Origin of the sequence: Asaia bogorensis NBRC 16594 (assembly GCF_001547995.1) — a bacterium.
In the GTDB taxonomy this organism is placed as follows: domain Bacteria; phylum Pseudomonadota; class Alphaproteobacteria; order Acetobacterales; family Acetobacteraceae; genus Asaia; species Asaia bogorensis.
On sequence record NZ_AP014690.1, the window covers coordinates 2,425,229 to 2,445,261 of the forward strand.

The 20,033-nt window shown below is 60.8% G+C and carries 16 protein-coding genes; 11 read left to right on the top strand and 5 right to left on the bottom strand.

Annotation, left to right across the window (positions count from 1 at the left end; genetic code table 11):
* Window positions 1-17: 17 nt before the first annotated feature.
* Window positions 18-1,850 (bottom strand): dihydroxyacetone kinase subunit DhaL, encoded by a 1,833-nt coding sequence (gene dhaL / locus Asbog_RS10710; RefSeq protein ID WP_083510992.1) that lies wholly within the window; start codon window positions 1,848-1,850, stop codon window positions 18-20.
* Between the two features lie 550 nt (window positions 1,851-2,400).
* Between dhaL and Asbog_RS10715 the strand changes: the two genes are divergently transcribed.
* The 4 genes from Asbog_RS10715 to Asbog_RS10730 are packed head-to-tail and all read left to right on the top strand — an operon-like array spanning window position 2,401 to window position 9,304.
* Complete coding sequence (locus Asbog_RS10715; RefSeq protein ID WP_062165130.1) at window positions 2,401-6,396, top strand: non-ribosomal peptide synthetase; 3,996 nt, start codon at window positions 2,401-2,403, stop codon at window positions 6,394-6,396.
* 12 nt (window positions 6,397-6,408) lie between these two features.
* Entirely contained in the window at window positions 6,409-7,722 is a 1,314-nt protein-coding gene (locus tag Asbog_RS10720) for a glycosyltransferase (protein WP_062165131.1), read from the top strand.
* A 59-nt stretch (window positions 7,723-7,781) separates the two neighbouring features.
* Window positions 7,782-8,555 (top strand): ABC transporter ATP-binding protein, encoded by a 774-nt coding sequence (locus tag Asbog_RS10725; RefSeq protein WP_146926349.1) that lies wholly within the window; start codon window positions 7,782-7,784, stop codon window positions 8,553-8,555.
* Window positions 8,555-9,304, top strand: a complete 750-nt coding sequence (locus Asbog_RS10730) for an ABC transporter permease (protein WP_062165132.1) — start codon at window positions 8,555-8,557, stop codon at window positions 9,302-9,304. The genes Asbog_RS10725 and Asbog_RS10730 overlap by 1 nt, the downstream gene beginning before the upstream one ends.
* An 11-nt stretch (window positions 9,305-9,315) precedes the next feature.
* On the opposite strand, the gene Asbog_RS10735 is transcribed toward Asbog_RS10730, so the two are convergent.
* The 3 genes from Asbog_RS10735 to Asbog_RS10745 form a co-directional block, all read right to left on the bottom strand.
* Window positions 9,316-10,722 (bottom strand): SLC5/6 family protein, encoded by a 1,407-nt coding sequence (locus Asbog_RS10735; RefSeq protein ID WP_062165133.1) that lies wholly within the window; start codon window positions 10,720-10,722, stop codon window positions 9,316-9,318.
* A gap of 2 nt (window positions 10,723-10,724) precedes the next feature.
* The gene (locus Asbog_RS10740) at window positions 10,725-10,964 is read right to left on the bottom strand and encodes a hypothetical protein (protein ID WP_062165134.1); all 240 of its coding nucleotides are present in this window, start codon (window positions 10,962-10,964) and stop codon (window positions 10,725-10,727) included.
* A gap of 184 nt (window positions 10,965-11,148) precedes the next feature.
* Window positions 11,149-11,832 (bottom strand): Fe2+-dependent dioxygenase, encoded by a 684-nt coding sequence (locus Asbog_RS10745; protein WP_062165135.1) that lies wholly within the window; start codon window positions 11,830-11,832, stop codon window positions 11,149-11,151.
* A gap of 139 nt (window positions 11,833-11,971) precedes the next feature.
* Here Asbog_RS10745 and exbB point away from each other — a divergent pair, with 139 nt between their 5' ends.
* The 7 genes from exbB (at window position 11,972) to Asbog_RS10780 (ending at window position 17,820) form a co-directional block, all read left to right on the top strand.
* A complete protein-coding gene (gene exbB, locus Asbog_RS10750; RefSeq protein ID WP_062165136.1) occupies window positions 11,972-12,724 on the top strand; it encodes a tonB-system energizer ExbB in 753 nt (250 codons plus the stop codon).
* A 2-nt stretch (window positions 12,725-12,726) separates the two neighbouring features.
* Window positions 12,727-13,161: a TonB system transport protein ExbD gene (gene exbD / locus Asbog_RS10755; RefSeq protein WP_062165137.1), complete on the top strand. Its 435-nt coding sequence runs from the start codon at window positions 12,727-12,729 to the stop codon at window positions 13,159-13,161.
* A complete protein-coding gene (locus tag Asbog_RS10760; RefSeq protein WP_231944561.1) occupies window positions 13,158-14,042 on the top strand; it encodes an energy transducer TonB in 885 nt (294 codons plus the stop codon). Before exbD ends, Asbog_RS10760 begins: the two co-directional genes overlap by 4 nt.
* A 351-nt stretch (window positions 14,043-14,393) precedes the next feature.
* Window positions 14,394-15,500 (top strand): MlaE family ABC transporter permease, encoded by a 1,107-nt coding sequence (locus Asbog_RS10765; protein ID WP_062165903.1) that lies wholly within the window; start codon window positions 14,394-14,396, stop codon window positions 15,498-15,500.
* A 3-nt stretch (window positions 15,501-15,503) separates the two neighbouring features.
* The gene (locus Asbog_RS10770) at window positions 15,504-16,298 is read left to right on the top strand and encodes an ABC transporter ATP-binding protein (protein WP_062165139.1); all 795 of its coding nucleotides are present in this window, start codon (window positions 15,504-15,506) and stop codon (window positions 16,296-16,298) included.
* The gene (locus Asbog_RS10775) at window positions 16,295-17,257 is read left to right on the top strand and encodes an MlaD family protein (protein WP_023979477.1); all 963 of its coding nucleotides are present in this window, start codon (window positions 16,295-16,297) and stop codon (window positions 17,255-17,257) included. Before Asbog_RS10770 ends, Asbog_RS10775 begins: the two co-directional genes overlap by 4 nt.
* Window positions 17,254-17,820, top strand: a complete 567-nt coding sequence (locus Asbog_RS10780) for a PqiC family protein (protein ID WP_062165140.1) — start codon at window positions 17,254-17,256, stop codon at window positions 17,818-17,820. The genes Asbog_RS10775 and Asbog_RS10780 overlap by 4 nt, the downstream gene beginning before the upstream one ends.
* 60 nt (window positions 17,821-17,880) lie before the next feature.
* Here Asbog_RS10780 and Asbog_RS10785 read toward each other — a convergent pair whose 3' ends face one another.
* Window positions 17,881-19,803: an OprO/OprP family phosphate-selective porin gene (locus tag Asbog_RS10785; RefSeq protein ID WP_062165141.1), complete on the bottom strand. Its 1,923-nt coding sequence runs from the start codon at window positions 19,801-19,803 to the stop codon at window positions 17,881-17,883.
* Between the last annotated feature and the right edge of the window lie 230 nt (window positions 19,804-20,033).

The following is a 20,033-nucleotide window of genomic DNA, read 5'->3' on the forward strand; positions in this document are numbered from 1 at the left end:
TTTCGGTTCGTGGCGTATCAGGCGTTGTGGTTACGCGCCGGAGCCACGAGCTCCTTGGCGATCGTCTGAAGGATCAGGCAGCAGGAGGTTGCACCGGCATCGAGCACGCCACGTGAACGCTCGCCCAGTCGGCTGGCGCGGCCGATACGGGCCACCAGATCGATTGTGGAGTCACGACCACGTTCTGCCGCTTCCGACATCGTAATCAGGGCCTGCTCGAACGACTTTCCATCATCCAGTGCCTTGTGGAAGGCTTCAACCGAAGGTTGCAGCGTATCGACAAGGGTCTTGTCACCTACGCGGGCATTGCCAAGGCTGTTGATGCCGGCCAGCGCCCCATCGAGCATCTGGGCGAAGAGCTTGCCATCAAGGAATTCGACATTGCGCAGCGGGATCGCCATGCCTTCGAAGAAACGGCCATAAAGCGGGCCCATCGAGCCGCCGATACCGGCCATCAGCGAGTCTGACAGGGCATCGAGGCCCTTTTCCATGACCGGCGGGTTGGCACCCAGCGCATCACCGCAGCGGGCAAAGCCCTTGGCCATGTTGATGCCGTGATCGCCATCGCCAATCTTGCCGTCGATCTCGCTCAGCCAGTCACGTGCCTTGACGATGGCATCGACCAGGGCCGGGATGACCTTCGTGGTTTCGGCAACGGGAATACCGCTCTTGGGCACGTATTTCTCGCCCGTCGCGGTCTTGACCAGCGCTTCGACCGGGTCGGCCTTGGCCGTAGGCGCTTCAGCAGCCTGAACCTGTGCCGCACCAGCGCCGACGCGCACCAGACCGATGGATTCGGCGGGAGCAGCCATCAGGCGATCCAGCTCTTCATCGGTCTTCATGATCGTCAGGGTGGCGCCCTTCATCTCGAGCGAGGTGAAGAGATTGCCAACGAAGCGATGCGCCACCTCAATGCCCTTCTCCTTCAGGAGATCGGCAACATCAGCGTAAAGCACATAGAGTTCGATGATCGGGGTGGCACCCAGACCCGAGAGCAGCACCGTCACGCGGTCGCCTTTGGTGAAGGGCAGGTCGGGCAGGATGTGCTCAAGCATCAGCTTGGCGATATCGCGCGAGCGGCCGAGCTCCTGAACCGACACGCCGGGCTCGCCATGATGGCCGATACCGACTTCCATGGTGCCGAGTTCGATCGAGAAATTCGGATGACCGTTGGCAACGATGGTGCAGGGCGTGAGGCCGACACCGATGGAGCGGGTATTGGCAATGGCCTTGCGGGCAACGGCAATCACCTCATCCAGCGAGCCGCCTTCTTCAGCGCGCGCACCGGCGGCTTTCCACATCAGGATTTCGCCAGCAACACCGCGGCGGCGCTCGGCTTCACTTGCCGGAGCCGAAGCAACGTCGTCGGTGGCGACCACGGTCTCGACCTTGATGCCAGCCTGCTGCGCATCACGCGCCGCCATGCGGACATTCATCGTATCACCCGCGTAGTTGCCAAACAGGCAGGCTACGCCAGCGCCCATATCGGCTTCCTTCATGGCGTCGAGGAAGCTCACAGCCGTCGGAGAAGAGAAGATCTCACCAATGGCAACCGAGTCCAGAAGGCCCGTACCGACATAGCCAAGGAACGCCGGCTCATGGCCCGAACCGCCACCCGTGATCACGCCGACCTTGCGACGGCCCGTGGTCTTGGCGCGCTTGACGACACGCGGATTGGCCGTTTCTACAATGATGTCGGGATGAGCAAGGAGTGCGCCGCGCACGCCGTCTTCGACCACGCCATCGGGGTCGTTGAAGATGCGGTCCAGCTTGGGCCGTGCTGCGGGAGACTGGGACGAAGCGCCATCGCCATGGCCGGTATGCGCTGCGTGAACGATTGAATGAACCATAATGGGCCCCATACTGTGTGCCGGGAAAACACCCTAAGTGCCCAAGAACCATAACCGTAACAGCGGTTGTGAACGAAATCACACTAACGAGAGTGATATTCGTTACCTATTATGTGGGACCAGAACGATCCTGATTACTGTTTTTGCATGTGAACTACGGCACTTTGTTATAATTATGTATATTTGTCAATATGTTGTCCACTACAGGGCCTTTGGATCGCCTGCTGCGAGCACCCGGCATTCATCTGATCAAACTGAACAAATGTGATATTTCGTGTCACTTACGGACCATTCGGCCTGCCTGCGCCATGGTTTGAAAGACTCTGTCCGTTCTTTTTCACATGATCAGCGACTATTGGCCTGTTTTTAAGTGCCCAAGGCCATACGGCGACCATGCGTGTATCGGCAGCATGATCATCAATGGCGATCAAGTTCCGGTGTGACACTGCATTTGGGGTATCGGTTATTGTAAAACACTCCGATCCTCCTTAAAAGTCACCGGAGCCACACCCAAAATAATAATACCTCAAAGAGGCCTTGGCACCGAACGATGCTGCACGAAAACCGCGTTGCGACGCTGCCATTGACCACTGCACAACGTGGGTTGTGGATGACGCAATTTCTCGCCCCTTCAGGATCGAGCCTGAATATTGCGGAAGCGATCCATCTTCGCGGAGCACTCCGCACAGATCTCTTCATCGAGGCACTCACCTGCGTACAGGCCGAGGCCGAGACGCTCAGGACCGCCATCGTCAAAAAACCAGAGGGTCCGGTTTACACGATCCGCCCACCAGGATCCGTCACCTGTCCTGTCATCGCGTTCCACGACATGCCCGATCCGGAACAGTCCGCCCGTGACTGGATGCTTGAACGCCTGCGTGCACCGTTGGATCTCGAACATGATCCGTTGTGGCAAAACGCCTTACTGCAGCTCAGCGACACGTATCATATCTGGTTTCACTGCTGTCATCATGCCGTGCTGGACGGATTTGCAGGCGGGATGGTGGCAGCGCGTGTCGCGGCCCACTACAGCGCGCGATATGACGGGATATCCCCCCCGGAGGCCGCCTTCCTCCCACTCTCGACCCTGCATGAGCAGGAACAGGCCTACCGGCAGTCGCCTTGCTTCGAAAAGGACAAGGCCTACTGGAGCGAAGCGCTTTCAGAAGCACCCGAGCCGGTTTCGTTGTCGCTGCGCCCCCAACGTGCCCCCAGCGGCGAGGCTGGCGGCGCGATAACCCGCGCAGTTTTCATGTCGGATGAGCGCGCCGAGAGTCTGACCCGGATCGGCCGTGCGCTGGAGGCGACCCTCCCCCAGACACTGACAGCCCTTCTCGTGGCCTATCTCTATCGCGTTACCGGACAATCCGACCTTGTCGTGGGCATGCCCGTCAGTGCACGCGCCAATCGTCAGCTCAGACACACGCCCGGCATGGTCGCCAATGCTGTGGCGCTGCGTTTCAGGATCGCACCCAAAACCAGTTTTGCCGACCTCGTCGGCATGGCACGTCGGGCCATGCGTAATGCATTACGCCACCAGCAATATCGCTACGAGGATATGCGGCGTGATCTCGGGATGTTCAGCAATACTACCCAGATCAGCCGTATCGGCATCAATATCGAGCCTTTCGACTATAATCTCTCCTTCGGTCCCATCACCGCGCGCAACGAAAATCTGAGCAATGGCGCGATGGAGGATCTGACCATCTTCGTCTTCGACCGCAAGGACGGTGCTGGCCTGTGTTTTCAATGCGATGCCAACCCAGCGCTTTACGCGGCCCATGAGCTGGATGCGCATCTGACCCGAATCCTGCGTCTGGCTGAACAGATCGCCAACGTACCCGATACCACGCTCGATCATCTGTCCCTGCTCACGCCAGAGGAACGCGATGCGCAGGAAGCCAGAAACCGGACAACCCGCCGCGACTGGCCCACCACGCCCCTGACAAAGCTTATCGACCATGGGGTCAGTCGCGGCTCCGGCCCCCTCGTCAGCGATGCCTATGGCGTGATGACGCGTGAGGTATTTCTTCGACAGAGCGGCGCTTTGGCCGAACAGCTTCGGGCAGAAGGCATGGGGCCGGGCAAGCTGGTCGCTCTGGCCCTGCCACGCGACAGACGCATGATCCTTGCTGTTGCCGCTGTCCTGCAGGCAGGCGCCGCATGGTTGCCCCTCGATATCGCCTCGCCCCAGGCACGGGCAAAGTTGATCCTCGAAGATGCTGAACCCAGTGCCGTCATTGTGCCGGACGCTGCCCATCTCGACTGGGCGGCAGAATACACCGCATGGGCTCTTGCGAGCGACGCGTCCACACTGCAGCGACTTTCGCGAGGGAAGATAGCCTCGTCCTCGCCCGTCCCGGATGACACGGCCTATGTCACCTATACCTCAGGTACGACCGGGCGACCCAAGGGGGTGGTTATTCCCCGCAAGGCCCTGACAAACTTCCTGCATGCCATCACGGAAAGACTGGCCTATGGCGCGCAGGAAACACTTCTGGCCGTCACGGCCTGGACATTTGATATTGCCGTGCTCGAAATGCTCCTGCCGCTCACATCCGGCGGGGCCTGTGTCATTGCCAGCCGCGAGGATATCCTGGAACCAGGCCGTCTGGCAGCCCTTGTTCGGGAACATGGCATCACAGCCATGCAAGCGACCCCGACGCTGTGGCAGACCCTGCTCGGCACAGCCGAGAGCAGCGCCCTGCAGGGTATAATGCTCATGAGCGGCGGCGAGGCGATGCCAGCCCATATGGCGCGCCAGATGCTGCATCTCGGCCGGGCGGTGCATAATCTGTATGGCCCCACGGAAACCACGATCTGGTCTACGACGCATCATCTCGACCCTCAGGAAACCGATACGCCGGCCGCTGGGCATGCTCTGGCCAATACACAGCTTTACATCATCGGGCCCGATCAAACCCCGCTGCCAGATGGCGTTGTCGGCGAATTGCTGATTGCGGGTGATGGCGTTGCCTCGGGCTATCTCAATCAGCCGGAACTCACGGCAAGCCGCTTCATCCCCGACCCTCTTGGGGTACCTGGACACAAGGCCTATCGCACAGGCGATCGGGCGGCAATTGGACATGACGGGACGTTGACCGTCTTTGGGCGCGGCGACCAGCAGATCAAGATACGCGGGATGCGTATCGAACCCAGTGAGATCGAGAGTACGTTGCTTAGCCTGCCAGAAATCCTGCAGGCCGCCGTGATGATCGAGAAAGACCCTGCACGCGGCACGTCTCTCCTCGCCGCCTATCTCGTACCCGCAACCCATGGCGCAAAGCTCGACCCTTCACAGATCAGACGCACCCTTCTTGGCCTGCTTCCCCCCCAGATGATCCCGGTGCGTATCGTCTGCGTCGAGACACTGCCGCGCATGACAAGCGGCAAGCTTGACCGGGCGGCGCTGGCCTCCCTGCGTGAAGAGACGGAGACGACAACCTTCACCGAAGCCCGCACCCCGGCGGAACGCAGGCTGAGCGCATTATGGGGCGAACTGCTCGATCTCGAACGCGTCGACATCCATACCAGCTTCTTCGAACTCGGCGGCGACAGCCTCATGGTCGTACAGATGATCGCCTGCCTCTCACGCGAGGGTTACGCGCTTCCTGTCGGGCAGGTTTTTGCCGCTCCTACAATTGCCCTTCTGGCTCCCCTGCTCGAAGGGGGCTCGGTCACCTGCGACCCGCTTGCGCCATGCCTTGCCATACGGGAACAGGGACACAACGCGCCGGTCTTCTGTTTTCATCCCGTGATCGGCATGAGCTGGAACTTCAACACGCTGGCCCCACTCCTTTCTGAGTCCCATCCGGTCTATGGCCTGCAGGATGCCGGGCTCCTGCTGAAGAACGATGCGCCCGCCACGCTCGCGGCCCTGGCGGCCTTCTATGTTGCCGAATTGCGGCGTTTGCAGCCGCACGGCCCCTATCATCTGGTCGGGTGGTCCATGGGTGGCGTTGTTGCCCATGAAATTGCGTCTCTCCTAAGACAGGAGGGGGAGGAGATAGCCCTGTTGGCCATGCTGGATTCTTATCCCTGCCTGCTCCAGGATCAGAGCCTTGCGCCGGATAGCCCCCAGGCCATACGCGCTGCCCTGCAATTCCTGCAGATCGCTCCGGTCGAGGATGCAGCCTTGCCCGATACGCTCGATGGCCTGGCCGATCTGTTTCTGGAAACACTGGACACAACGGTGCTTCCGGATCTGCCTGAAATCGACCTCAATGCCCTGACCAGCCTTGCCGAGAAGCTGCGCCTGATCACCAGACGCAATATCGAGATGCTGCTCGCCCATGTTCCGACGCCCAATGATGCCGATATCCTGTTCCTCAGGGCTGCGGACAAGGGAAGCCAGAACGAGGTGACGATCATCTCGGACGACCCGTATGCCTGGAGGGCGTACAGCTCTGGCCATATCACGGCCCATGACCTTGACTGCCGTCATGGCGATATGCTGCTGCCCGGCCATGTCGAGACCGTTGCGCGTTGGATCAATATCGGCCTCGCGCAGGACCGCACGCCCGCATCCTGCCTCTCTGCCGCCTGACCGGATGCCGCCATGAAAATCGTGATCTTCACCATCGGCACGCAGGGCGATGCGCGTCCGTTCGTCGCCCTTGGGCAGGGCCTCGCCAGACGGGGTCACGACGTCTGCATTGCCACATCAGCGCGCCACGAAGCCCTCATAAGGGGCGGTGGTCTCAGGTTTGCGCCCATCGAGTCCGATTTCGCCGACCTGATGACACAGGAACATGCTGTGCTGGAAAAGGGAAACCAGTTGCGCATGGGATGGCAGGTCGCTCGTGCCCTGTGTCGGTGGATGCCTCTCTGGGTCAGGCAGGCGATGGAAGCCACGAAAAGAGCAGAACTCGTCATCGGATCGGGCTCCGGCACGATACTCGGAGCCTCGATTGCCCAGAAGCGGGGCATAGCGTTCGTTCAGGCGCAATTCATGCCCATGACCCCGTCGAAATGGGTGCCTCCCCTGTGGCCGAACCCGGCCCTGCGCTTGCCCGGTATCCTGCATAAGGCGCTGACCCATGTGGCACGATTCCTGATCTGGCGTTTCATGTCGTTTCCGGTGGCGATCATGCGTCGCGAGCTGTCCCTGCCTCCCATTGGCTGGAAGGGACCGTGGTCCGAAACGGACAGCGCGGGTAACAGGCGCTATCTGCTTTATGCCTTCAGCCGGCACATCCAGCCCCAACCCGCTGACTGGTCGCGTGACCGCATTGCCGTAACCGGGAGCTGGTTCTACGACCAGAAAACAAGCTGGCGCCCCTCACCGGAGCTGGAAGCATTTCTCGCCGCCGGTCCTGCCCCGGTCTATGTCGGGTTTGGCAGCATGATGACCGGCAACCCGGAGAAATTTACCGCGCTCATTCTCAGGGCCCTGCGCCTGACCGGGCGACGCGCGATCGTCGCGACAGGCTGGGGAGCGCTCAAAAACCTCAAGCCCGACCAGGAGGGGGATATCTTTTTCATCGACAACGCCCCCCATGACTGGCTTTTTCCCCGCGTATCCCTTGCGGTTCATCACGGGGGCGCTGGAACGGTGGCGGCTGCCACGCGCGCCGGCCTGCCTCAGGTGATCATACCGTTTCTGGCTGACCAGTTTTTCTGGAGCTGGCGCCTGAAGGTTATCGGTATCAGCCCGATGCGCCTGTCGCGCAGGACACTCACCGCCGAAAGGCTGGCCGAGGCCATCGGGCGCGCAACAACACGCGCTCCGCGCGACAAGGCCGCCTCATTGCGTCCACTGATCGAAGCAGAGCAGGGTGTCGAGAGCGCCATCGACATACTTGAGGGCTGGGGCCTGTTGAGGCAGGAAACCCGGAGTGCCACCCTGACCACAGGGATATTACCGCGTTGACGCCAGCCAAGCCCTCTACCGAGCAAGCTCATGATCGCTCATGCAGACCGGAGCATGCCGTGCCCTCAGCGCCTTCGGGCATGGCAGGCGCGCCACAGGCTGTGATCAGGGTGGAGAAGCTGGTCAAATCCTACGGGGATCGGCAGGTTGTCTCGGGTCTGGATTTCACGGTCGCTCGCGGTGAGATTTTCGCCTTTCTGGGGCCCAACGGCGCAGGCAAGACCACCACGATCAAGATGCTGACCACCCTGCTTCCCCCTGATAGCGGACGCATCCTGTTGAATGGCATCGATCTGGCCAATGACCCGATGGAAGCCAGGCGTCATTTCGGCGTGGTCTTCCAGGAATGTACCCTGGACCCTGCCATGACCGTGCAGGAGAATCTCTGGATCCATTGCGCTTTCTACCGCATCCCGCGTGCCGAGAGAGCGTCACGTATTGCAGACGCGCTAACCCTGTTCGATATGACGGACCACGCGCGGCAGATGGTCAGGACCCTGAGTGGCGGTCTCAAGCGGCGGGTCGAGATCGCCAGATCCCTGCTGCACCGCCCAGCCCTGATTTTTCTGGATGAGCCGACTCTCGGGCTCGACCCGCAATCACGGCGTGTGCTGTGGGATCATCTACAGGCGTTGCAGGCCCATCAGGGTACGACCATTTTCCTGACGAGCCATTATCTCGATGAGGTCGAACGCGTTGCACAGAGCGTCGCTGTGATCAAACAAGGACGCATCCTGACCCAAGGCGCGGTCAGCGCTGTGATGGATCATGCCCAGCAAGGTTCGCTGGAAGACAGCTTCCTCTCTCTGACCGCCGGGGAAGAGCCGCGTTGATGATCGATGTCATCTATAATTTATGGCTCAGGCAAATCAGGAGCTTCTTGCGTGCGCGAGGCCGGCTGATTTCGGCGCTGGCACAGCCTTTCCTGTTTCTCGTTGCCCTCGGTCTGGGCTTTGCGCCAGTTTTTCGCAAGGCGGGCGAAGGGGATTATTTCACGTTCCTCGCACCGGGTGTGGTGGGCGCAGGTATCCTGTTCAACACGGTCTATTCAGGTGCGGATTTGCTGTGGGACAGGCAGTTCGGGTTCATCAAGGAGACACTGGTCTCGCCGGTTTCCCGACACTGGATCCTGCTCGGGCGTGCGCTGGGTGTGGCAAGTGTCGCGTTGATCCAGGCTATCATCGTGAGTGTGATATGCCTGACACTGGCAGGTGTTCTCCCTTCACCCGCCCATCTGGCGCTCGCCTTAGCCTTTGCCCTGCTTCTGGCTTTGCTCTTTGCCTTTTTCGGCTCGGTGCTGGGCTCCGTCATGAGCGATGCCCAAAGCTTTTCACAAACCGTCAATTTTATCCTGACGCCGCTTTTCTATCTTTCCGGCGCTGTCTTCCCCCTTGAAGGGCAGAGCCGCCTTATCAGGGGACTCGCCTTCAGCAACCCGCTGACCTACGGCATTGACGGCATGAGAGGCGCCCTGACCGGCCACGCTATGCTGGACCCACTTTTGTCCCTGTCGGTGCTCGGCGTCACAACCCTTCTTATGGCTCTTGCCGCCCAGATAGCGTTCTCCCGCATTCGGCCCTGACCCTTCAGAGATCAGGCGCCTTTGGCCTTCCTCCCCATTTCGCCGTGGCAGACAGAATCCCTGCGCGGCAGTCCGGCCTGAAACAGTATCGCACCATTGACCAGCAAACCCGGAAGAGCCGGACTCAGACCAAAGGGGCCCCAGTCCAAGGCGAAAACCACGCCACCCGATACAAGCCCGAGGAACAGGGCAGCAAGCAGCCGTCCAGGGGAAACGCGATATCCCGTCACGCAAAGCAGCACGGCGGGTAGGAGCTGCACCAGCCCTACATAGAACAGCCGGTTGAGTGTCACGATCAGCGCGGTATGCAGGGCAGCTGTCAGCACGGAAAGGCCAAGATAGAGCGCAATGATGGCCAGACCCGTACGCTTTTGCGCAGGGGCAGAAAGATGCGGCGTGAAACTGCCGGTGACGATCGCCGCAAGGCTGAGGCACACCGCCCCGAGCCAGACGAGCGCGGTCAGGGCCACTGCGCCTGAGACGATCCCGACACCCCACCCCGGCAGAAGATGCGACGCTACCGAGAGAAAGACTGAGTCGGGCCGTCCCATAATGACGGGATGGGTCAGGCCGAAACACGCAATGACGACCAGCAGCGGAAACAGCACCATATAGAGCGGCATCCAGATCTGGGCCCGTCTGATGGTTTGCGGATCGCGGGCCGAGAAGACAGCGGCAGCGGTTTGTGGCGCAATGCAAAAGCCGAAAGCCTGCGTCACGATCGTGCTCATGATCATCACACAGGTCGAAAAAGGATGTGGACTGGCACCACGCAGCGCCACGTTGAGAGGGCGCGTCGCCTGATGGGGCCAGGCCAAGAGGGCTGCAAACGCCACGCAGACGATGGAGAGCAGGATCAGGCCATCCTTCAATGCCGCACTCAGCGCCGCACCACGCAATCCGGCACCCGCCACAAAAAGGAACGCCAGCAATGCTGCGAACGCACTGAGCATGATAGGGGAAACCGGTAGGGCAAGGGTCGAGAATACCGCATCCAGGCCTATGAACTGCATGGTCCCCAGCGGGAGCATCAGAATAACGAGCACAAGGCCCGTCACACGCCCGACAAGCGTACTCCGGAAATACCCCCCCAGCATGTCTGGCAGGGTTATGGCGCCCAGGCGGTTTCCCACCCGCCATAACCGGGGATACAGCACCATCCCGACCGGGAAGGCGAGCAGGATATACCCGACAAACCACAATGCCACGTCGATGGAACCGCTCGCGGCGATACCTCCGGGAAAGCCCAAAACCGAACCGATCGAATAGGTCTCGCCCACTGAAAGCAGAAAGAAGAGCGCAACGCCGAACTGCCCTCGTGCGGCAAAAAAGGCGCGAGGGTCACGGGTGACGCCGCTTCTGAGCGGCGCGCAGGCCAAACCCAGGGCGAGCAGGAGGACGAGAACGAAACCCGCCACTCTCAACGTTCTGCCCCTCCGACAGGTGCAGCATCATCGTTAAGGGGCCCCATGGGCCGGAGTGCAAGGGCAAGGCAGAGTGTCGTGAACGGCAGACAGGCAAACAGCCACCACAGGCTCACTGGCACACCAAGCAGCCGCCATGAGGCCCCATAAAGAAAAGGCATGGGCAGCAGAACCGCGCAGAACGGGGCTCCCACCAGCAGGAGACGTTGCCCGTGAAGGGAAAAGCGGGGCGACATGGCACACTCGGGTTCAGGAGACCGGAACGCCCGACATAACGGCAAGTGCCATCATGGGGCCAGCCCTGAATATCACGCCTGAATTGCCACTCAGACAAACGAAGCAGACAGGGCGTCTGCCTCGCTGGCAAAGCACCTCCCCTTCATCTACTCCTGCAAGGCAGCAGCGCGGTAGGGTGGTGGCTCAGAGCTCCGCCCACTGACGCAGCAGGTTGTGATAGGTCGAGGTCAGCCCGAGCACACCCGGATGATCATCGGGGAGAGCCTTGCGGGTCTCGATGATCGAACGGTCGAAGTCGTACAGAAGGGCACGCTTCGTATCGTCGCGCACCATGGACTGGCTCCAGAAAAACGAGGCCCAGCGTGAGCCGCGTGTCACCTCGCTCACGCGATGCAGGCTGGTAGACGGATACAGCACCATGTCACCAGCGGGCAGTTTGACACGCTGCTCACCATAAGTGTCCTGAATCACCAGTTCACCCCCGTCATATTCATCCGGCCCGGTGATGAAGAGCGTTGAGGACACATCGGTCCGGATTCTGAAGCCGCTCTCGGGAATGGGGCGTATGGCGTTATCGACATGGGCGCCGAATTTCATGCCCACATCGTAGCGGTTGAAGAGCGGCGGGAAGACGCGCAGCGGCAGGGCGGCACTATTGAACACGGGGTTTCGTCCCAGCGCCCGCAACACGATCTCGCCCAGTTCGCGCGAGGTCTCGCAATCCTGAGGCACCTGAAGGTTGTGCTTGGCTTTTGCCGATTGCTGCCCGGCGGTCACCTTGCCGTCCAGCCACGACGCCTGCTCAAGCGTCTGACGGCAATGACGCAGCTCTTCAGGTGTCAGGACATTGGGAATATGAACCAGCATGAGCGCTCTCCTGTGCAATCGCTTTCTTGTAATTGAGAATGAATCTGATTAACAGGGACTCAGCGGATGGTTACATCCCGTAACAAGAGCAAAATGTCCCCGGATGGGTGACCGCCCCTCAGAATGACAGGAGAGCCCCATGGCTGCGCCCGCTGGCGACCTCGCCTCACTTCCCTTTACCCCGTGGGAAATGTTCCTCGGTGCCGGCCCCGTCGTGCGCTTCGTCATGATGCTGCTGATCGTGGCCTGCGTGATCAGCTGGGCGGTGTTTATCGCCAAGGTCGTTGAGGTCATGCGTGTCAGGCGTGCACTGTCACAGGCCGAACTGAAGCTGGAAAATGCAGCCTCGCTTGCCGAGTCCCAGTCGCTTTGCCCCGATATCGGCATCGTCCGCGCCCTGCTGCTCGCAGCCTCCAATGAATGGACACGCTCTGCCGATGTGCTGGAAGACCGCGAAGGGCTGAAAGAGCGCATCATGCTGCATCTTGAGCGTCTGGAAGCCGCAGAGGGGCGTCGCCTGATGCGCGGCACGGGAATTCTGGCTACGATCGGCGCGACATCGCCGTTTATCGGGCTTTTCGGCACGGTATGGGGCATCATGACCTCGTTCACCGGTATTGCCGCCACGAAGGCCACGAGCCTTGCTGTGGTCGCCCCCGGCATTGCCGAGGCCCTTCTTGCCACGGCGCTTGGGCTCGTGGCGGCCATCCCAGCCGTCGTGATCTATAATTTCCTGTCGCGACAGTGCCTTGGCTGCAAGGCGCAGGTGGGTGATCTCACCGCGCTCATCCTGCGTCTCGTCTCACGCGACTTGAGCCGCCTGCATGTGCAGGGCGGCGGTGGGCAGGTGCTGCGCTTTGCAACACCGCGTGCCGAGCAGGCCGGGCGCTGACCATGGCGTTGCGTATGCGTCATGCCGACGATACGGCGCTTGATGCCCATGAGCTGAACGTGACACCGCTGATCGATGTCATGCTCGTGCTTCTGGTTATCTTCATGGTGACGGCACCGCTAAGCACGGTCAACGTTCCGGTGGATTTGCCCTCCTCAACCCAGAAACCTGCCCCGCGTCCGGCCAATCCGATTTTCGTCACGGTGAAGGCCGACAAATCCCTGGCTCTGGGTGAGGACGATATCAGCAATGAGGCGCTTCCCCTGCGCCTCATGACCCTGACGAACGGCCACAAGGATGAACGCATCTTCCTGCGCGCAGACAAGACCGTGGATTACGAGACGCTGATGAAAACCATGGATCTGCTGCGCAAGGCAGGGTTCCTGAAGGTGGCGCTCGTCAATCTGCAAGGTCAGGAGGAGGGCGACGAACCGTGACCGCAAGGCGTTATCGCACGGCGCCAGCCACCCCGGCAGTGACTTCACCCGCAGCAGGAGACATGCTGTCCTTTCGCGCTGTCTACCAGCTTCATCAGAAGCTTGAGGGGCAGAGGCAAAGGCGTCTTGGTGGCTGCTCTACACTCGCCATCCTTGCCTTGACGGGTCTCGGGATCTGGACAGCCTCGACGCTGCGGGCAACCCCGCCCCTTCCCTATGCGCCCCCGCCTGCTGCGATCGCCATCGATCTTGCACCCGAGCCCGCCAGTATTCCTTCACCGCCCCAGGAGCGGCCGCCCGGGCCGCCTCAGGTCGCCACGCCGGAACTGCCCGCGCCTGAAAAACCTCCCGAAATCATGGCTCCTCCGTCGCCCGCACCCCTGCCGCCCGTGCCGGTGCCTGCCAGAATCAAGGTGCCGCCGGTGCGCCGCAAGGTAACGCCCACACCGCCCGTACCGCGCCACGTCGCTCCACTCGTGCCAACGCAGTCGACAGCGAATACCGCACCCCCACCTTCGGATGCGCCCCCATCAACCGTATCGGCCACCAGCGCCAAGGGAGCGCCTTCGACGCGGGAAATGTCGCAGGCCAAGGCAAGCTGGCAGGGCAGTCTTCTGGCGCGGCTTGAACGTTTCAAGCGCTATCCGGCACAGGCACAGGCCGAGCATCAGGAAGGAACGGTGATGCTGCGCTTTACGATGGACCGCAAAGGCCATGTGCTCTCAGCCAGTCTCGTCAGACCGACCGGCTATGCCCTGCTGGATAACGAGACCCTCGCGCTTGTCCGGCGCGCCGAACCTCTGCCTGCCCCGCCCGACACCATACCGGGTGCCACACTGAGCCTTACCGTTCCTGTGGAATTCTATATGGAGGAACACTGATCGAACGGCCGGAAGGGGCATGTCGGGTCAATTAAGCGACCCGACCGCCGCCAGCCGGAACGGTGTGCAGTGATCACATATCGGGCAGCCTGCCCCCAGGTGGGGCCCGCTGTTCTTGCGCGGGCGCAGTCTTGCCCTCACAATACCACCGCATGATGGCAGCAAACCAAAAGCCTCCGCTACGGCCTCGACAACACGCCTTCTGTCTAGATACTCTGACAGCGTGACGGCCTGATGCGTCAAACCCCCAACACCCCTGACACATCGCCTGTCCTGAACGCGCGTCCAACGGCCGACACGGCAGGGACGATGCCAACCGGCCGGTTTGAGATCATCCCGCCCCCTGATCGCATGACGCAGGACGCGGCATCTCCCTCAGCACGACTCGTCCTGACAGGATCCTGGCTTAGCCATGATTCAGCATTGCCGGACTGCACGGTTGAGGCACTCGCGCCGATGGGCGAGGCCACTACACTGGCCTGCGATGTCTCCGGCGTTACGGGCTGGGATACCGGGCTGATCGCGTTTCTGTGGGATGTGCGCCGCCTGTGCGATGCGTCACAGCGCGTGTTTGACGCCACGCTCCTGCCGCATCCGATGCAGCAATTGCTTGATTTGCTTCCTGATCAGGCTGGCCCCGCGACCCCGAAGAGAAAACCCCGCCAGCCCGTTCTCGAACATGTCGGGGGCAAGGCGATTGATGTGTTCGCCGAGACGGGAATCGTGGCTGGCATGGCCTCACGCACGGCGTTGGCGGCGTTCCGCTCGCTGTTCCGGCGTGTTGGCCTGCGGCGCAGTGACCTGTTTTCCGATCTGTTCAATGCTGGCCCGTCAGCCCTGCTGATCGTCGGTGTGGTCAATTTTCTTGTGGGTGCCATTCTAGCCTTTGTCGGTGCCGTACAGCTGCAGAAATTCGCCGCAGGTATCTATGTCGCCAGCCTGGTCGGCATTGCGACCGTGCGCGAAATGGCAGCGGTCATGACGGCCATCATCATGGCCGGGCGCACAGGCGGGGCCTATGCCGCACGCATATCCACCATGCAGGGCAATGAGGAAATCGACGCGCTGAAGGTTTTCGGCATCTCGGTTTCTTCCTACCTCATTCTGCCCGCTGTGCTCTCGCTCGTCGTCACCATGCCGTTTCTCTATCTCTATGGCTGTCTGATTGGCATGCTGGGCGGTTATGTGGTGGCCATATCGATGCTCGACATCACGAGCCTTGGCTATTTTCATCAGACCGTCATTGCCTTTGGCATCGGCCAGTTCATCTTCGGCTTCGTCAAGAGCATCGTGTTTGGCGCGTTCATCGGGCTGACGAGCTGCCGCATCGGCCTCAAGGCTGGGCGATCGGCGGCGGATGTCGGTATTGCCGCAACACGGGCCGTGGTGATTGGTATTGTCGGGGTCATCGCGCTCGATGCCATCTTTGCTGTCATCGCCAATAGTCTGGGGGTCTGAGCCATGAGCCACGAGACAGACACACAGCCCCCTGCTCCCGCCATCCTGACAATGCAGGACGTGACCCTCGCTTTCGGCCCCAAGGTCATCCAGTCGCATATCGATCTATCGGTGCGGCGGGGCAGCATTTTCGCGGTGATGGGGGGCTCGGGCTGCGGCAAATCCACCCTGCTTAAAAGCATGATCGGTCTGCTGCGTCCCACTACGGGCCGCTTCATGGTTGGCGAGCAGGACTACTGGAAAGGCACGGATGCCGATCGCACGCAGATCAATCACCGCTTTGGCGTGCTGTTCCAGAGCGGTGCCCTGTGGAGCTCCATGACTGTGGGCGAGAATGTCGCCCTGCCCCTGCAGATGTTCACCTCTCTCGATGCCCGGGCCGTCAGACGGCTGGTGGAGCTCAAACTCGCTCTGGTGGGCCTGCTCGACGCCATCGATCTCGCACCGTCGGAAATCAGCGGCGGCATGCGCAAGCGCGCCGGCCTTGCTCGCGCTCTGGCCCTCGACCCCGATATCCTGTTTTTCGACGAGCCCTCTGCGGGGCTCGATCCGATCACCTCAGCGCGTCTGGATGACCTCATCCTTAATCTGCGTGACGGTCTGGGCGCGACCATCGTCATCGTGAGCCATGAACTGCCCAGTCTGTTCAGTATCGCAGACGATGGCATTTTTCTCGATGCCATCACCAAGAGACCCATCGCCCACGGCTCGCCGCGCTTTCTGCGCGATCACTGCGACGACAGTCAGGTCCATGCTTTCATGAACCGGCAACGCAACGAAGAAGGATCCCCCTCATGAACAGGCAAGCCCTTGTCGGCGCATTCGTGCTGGGTGGTATGGCCCTCATGGTGGCGGCCTTTGTCTTTTTCGGCAATTTCCATCCGTTCACCCATACAGATCGGGCAGTCCTGATCTTTCGTGGGTCAACCAACGGTCTTTCTGTGGGCGCACCGGTCAATTTCCGTGGCGTACAGGTCGGTGCGGTCGATCGCATTGCCATCGAATACGATCCGAAAAACCGCGAGGCCTATATCCCGGTCTATGTCACGCTGCGACGCGACGATATTTTGGTGGCCGGGCAGAAGCATGGCCATCTTCCGAGCCTGAAAAGCCTCGTCGATCATGGTCTGCGCGGTGAGATGAACCTCAAGAGCTTTGTCACGGGCACGTCGCAGATCGATCTCGACATCTCGCCCGATACGCCGGCAATCCTCCATCCCGAACTCACGAACGAAACCGAGATCCCGACGCGCCAGTCATCCATTCAGGCCATTACCAATACCATCACCCACCTGCCTTTGCGCAAGCTCAGCGATGACGCGGCTGCAACCATCGCCATCATGCACCATCTGGCCGAAATGCTCGATGAGCGCCTGCCGGCCCTTGCCGACAACCTGCAACAGACATCGCAGAGCACACGCGCGACACTCGATGCCGCACATGACATGATCACAGCCGTCCAGCCGCAATTGCTTCGCACCCTGGCCAGCGTGGACCGGCTGGCCACGACCGGGTCCGATCAATTGACGGCGCGCGGGCAGGAATTGCGTCTGCTGCTGCAAAACAGCCGCGAAACCATGGTGACCGCCAACAAGACGCTGTCGAACCTGCAAGGCATGACCTCACCCCGCTCGATCGATCGCGCCAATCTGGATGCCAGCTTGCGCGATATTGCCTCGGCGGCTGCGGCGTTGCGCGGCTTTGCCAATGATGTGGAGCGCAACCCGCAACTTCTGCTGACAGGACGCCGCCAATGAAAACGCGCCAGCTTATTCCGGCCATTGCTCTGGGCCTGCTGACGGGCTGTGCCTCGGCGCCCGTACAGTTCTATACAATTGCCCCGGATCCGGGCGCGGCCTTACCGGCAGGCACGGGAATGGCGGTGGTCTATGTTCCGCGTATCGTCATGCCGGACTATCTGGATACACAGGATATCCTGGTCCGTGATGGCAGTCGATTGATACGCAGCAGCAACGGGCGCTGGGCCAGCCGCCTGTCGCAATCAGCGACCGATCTGATCGTGGCGCGCCTTTCGCAGGACTGGCCGCAACGCACGATCACGGCCCATTCCCCTCTGGAACCACCGGAGTCACGCCTGAGCATCACCATTGAGCGTATGGATCTGACCAAGCAGGGTCAGGCTATTCTGCTTGCCTCATGGAGCGATCTGCCTAGCGACGACGCCCGCCCGGCGCGTCAGGGCCGTGCCAGTCTCAGCGTGCAGGGCAGTGTGGCCGATGATGCGGCCAAGGCGGCCCTGCTGCAAAAACTGTTCGAGCAACTGGCTGACCGCATCGCAAGTACGCTGCCCCAACGCTGAAGACCGCCTGAACAAAGGGGCTGCCCTTCACGCCGGGTCGTCCCGAGCCGGTCAACAGGTTCAGAAGGCAGCCTGAATACGGCTGCCCAGCGCATTGATCGAACGGCCCTTGTTATTGACTGTGCCGACCGTCTGGGAGCGCGTGGCATCGATGTGACTGTACTGCAGCTGGATGCGATAATGCCGGTTGATGTACCAGTTCAGCCCACCCGACCAGACGGTCTGTGTGCCGCCGCGCACCCCGCCCGTCACCGAGGCAGGCGCATCGCCGCGCAGATTGCTGTTGAAATCGAGCACACTCCAGCGTCCGACCAGTTCGAGCGCGCCCCATTTATTGTTCCAGATATCGAAATCCTCTTTCGGAGCGGGCGATGAAAACGCGGCATCCTTGGGGCTGTAGCGCCGCGGCTGTCCGAACAGGGTGTAGCTGCCCGCAACATAATAGCCATCAAAGCCGAGATTGGGCGCGGGACCCTTGACCCTTGCAGCCGCGGTACGGTCGACACCGATATGATAATATTCCGCCTGGATGAGCGCGGCCTTGTAGCGCAGGGCAATTTCCGGGCCGATCGCCCAGACCTTGCCGATATCGGCGATGGTCCCGGTAGAGACGAGACGCTCATTGGTCAGGCGTGTCTCAGGACGATCGCTAAGCGAAAGGACACGTCCCTGCGATGTCTGGTTGCGTTTGAAAGACATGGTTGAGGACATGCCAAGGTGGAGATCGACATTGGGTGTTGCCACCGGGCGACCCGCCACACGCAGCAAACCACCCATCTGGCTGTCGGACACTGTGGGGTCATTGGTGCGATCACCATAGGTCTGACCCGTCAGATAAGCGCCGAGATACCAGCGCTTTTCATGCGTACGCCCACCAAGGCTCATACGGGTATCGCCCGCAGCAATCAGACGCACCACTTCCGAAATCGAGGCACGCTCCATCAGGATGAAGCCGTTGGACGATTCTGAATCCTGCATCGTCACGCGAGGCTGATAATAGCCAAAGGTGAACTGCGAATTGTGGATGCCACTATAGACCATATTGGCCTCATAGAGCCCAGCCGTCCCGTCGACCGTGCGCCCCCATTCTGGCGTAAGGTTGGCCAGAAGATTGCCATAACGCCATGTCAGCGGCAGACGCAGGCGACGGGCATTTTCGTTCATCTTGGGAAAACGACCGGTCTGCCCCTGAGCCGTACCGCCCGTTGACGGAAAACCGCCAATATCCAGATGCATGACCAGCCCCACCGAAAAGGCATAGAGCCCGTCACTGGATGCGATGGTCGGACGCCCAGCAGGAAAGCCGATCCGTATTCCGCCGATATCGACCGTTTCAGCAGATTTCGTGGCCCGGCGGAAATCGGCCAGTGACATGTTCAGACCATGATCGGGCGGCGGGATCAGATGGGTATCATAAGCTACCTGTGGGTCAGAGGGCTTGCCCTCCCCATGTGACCGGGCCGCGGCCAGCTGGATGCCTTCCCCTCCAGAATTGTTCACCTGACCGGGCGATGTAGGGCCGGGCGATGCAGTGCCCGCCCCGCTCCCCGGGCTGGAAGGAGACGCCGAGGTATGCACTGCCCTAGCGGTTTGCGAGGCAGCGCCGCCCACCCCGGCTGATGCCATGAGAACACCAGGGGCGTCTTCATGAGGCTTGGTGTGCTGCGGCCCATCGGATCTCACAGGCAAGCCCGGTCGCGCATCAGCGACATCATGAGGGCTGGCTGTGCCAACAACGCCGGTGACACGACCATGACGGTTAGACACCGCCTTGTTTTGCGCAAGTTCCGACTGACGGCGCAGGGTGCGTTCCTTCGCCAGTTCCCGGCGCAGATCGCTGATCTGCCCCTGCATCTGCGCCCGCATTTCAAGCATTTCACGGCGCAGGGTGGCGATGTCATCTGATTGCCCCGCGGCAAAACCGGTTTCCGGCATGACAACGCCGCATAGAAGCAGCAGGGAAGTAAGGGAACGCGCGCGCATGAATTTGACTGACTCTGCCTCTGGACCGTATGCGCGATGCTATAAACGACCCAATAAGTCAGTTGAATGACTGTTTTATGAAAAAATGAACTTTTCGCAATCAAACGAAAGAAATGTTTTGTCGTAAAAATCAGTAGCACAATAACCGAAGCACTTATACCAGACGGACCCCACTAACGTCCGCAGAAAGTCTCACCTAACGCACGTTTCAACTACACGCATGTAATCAG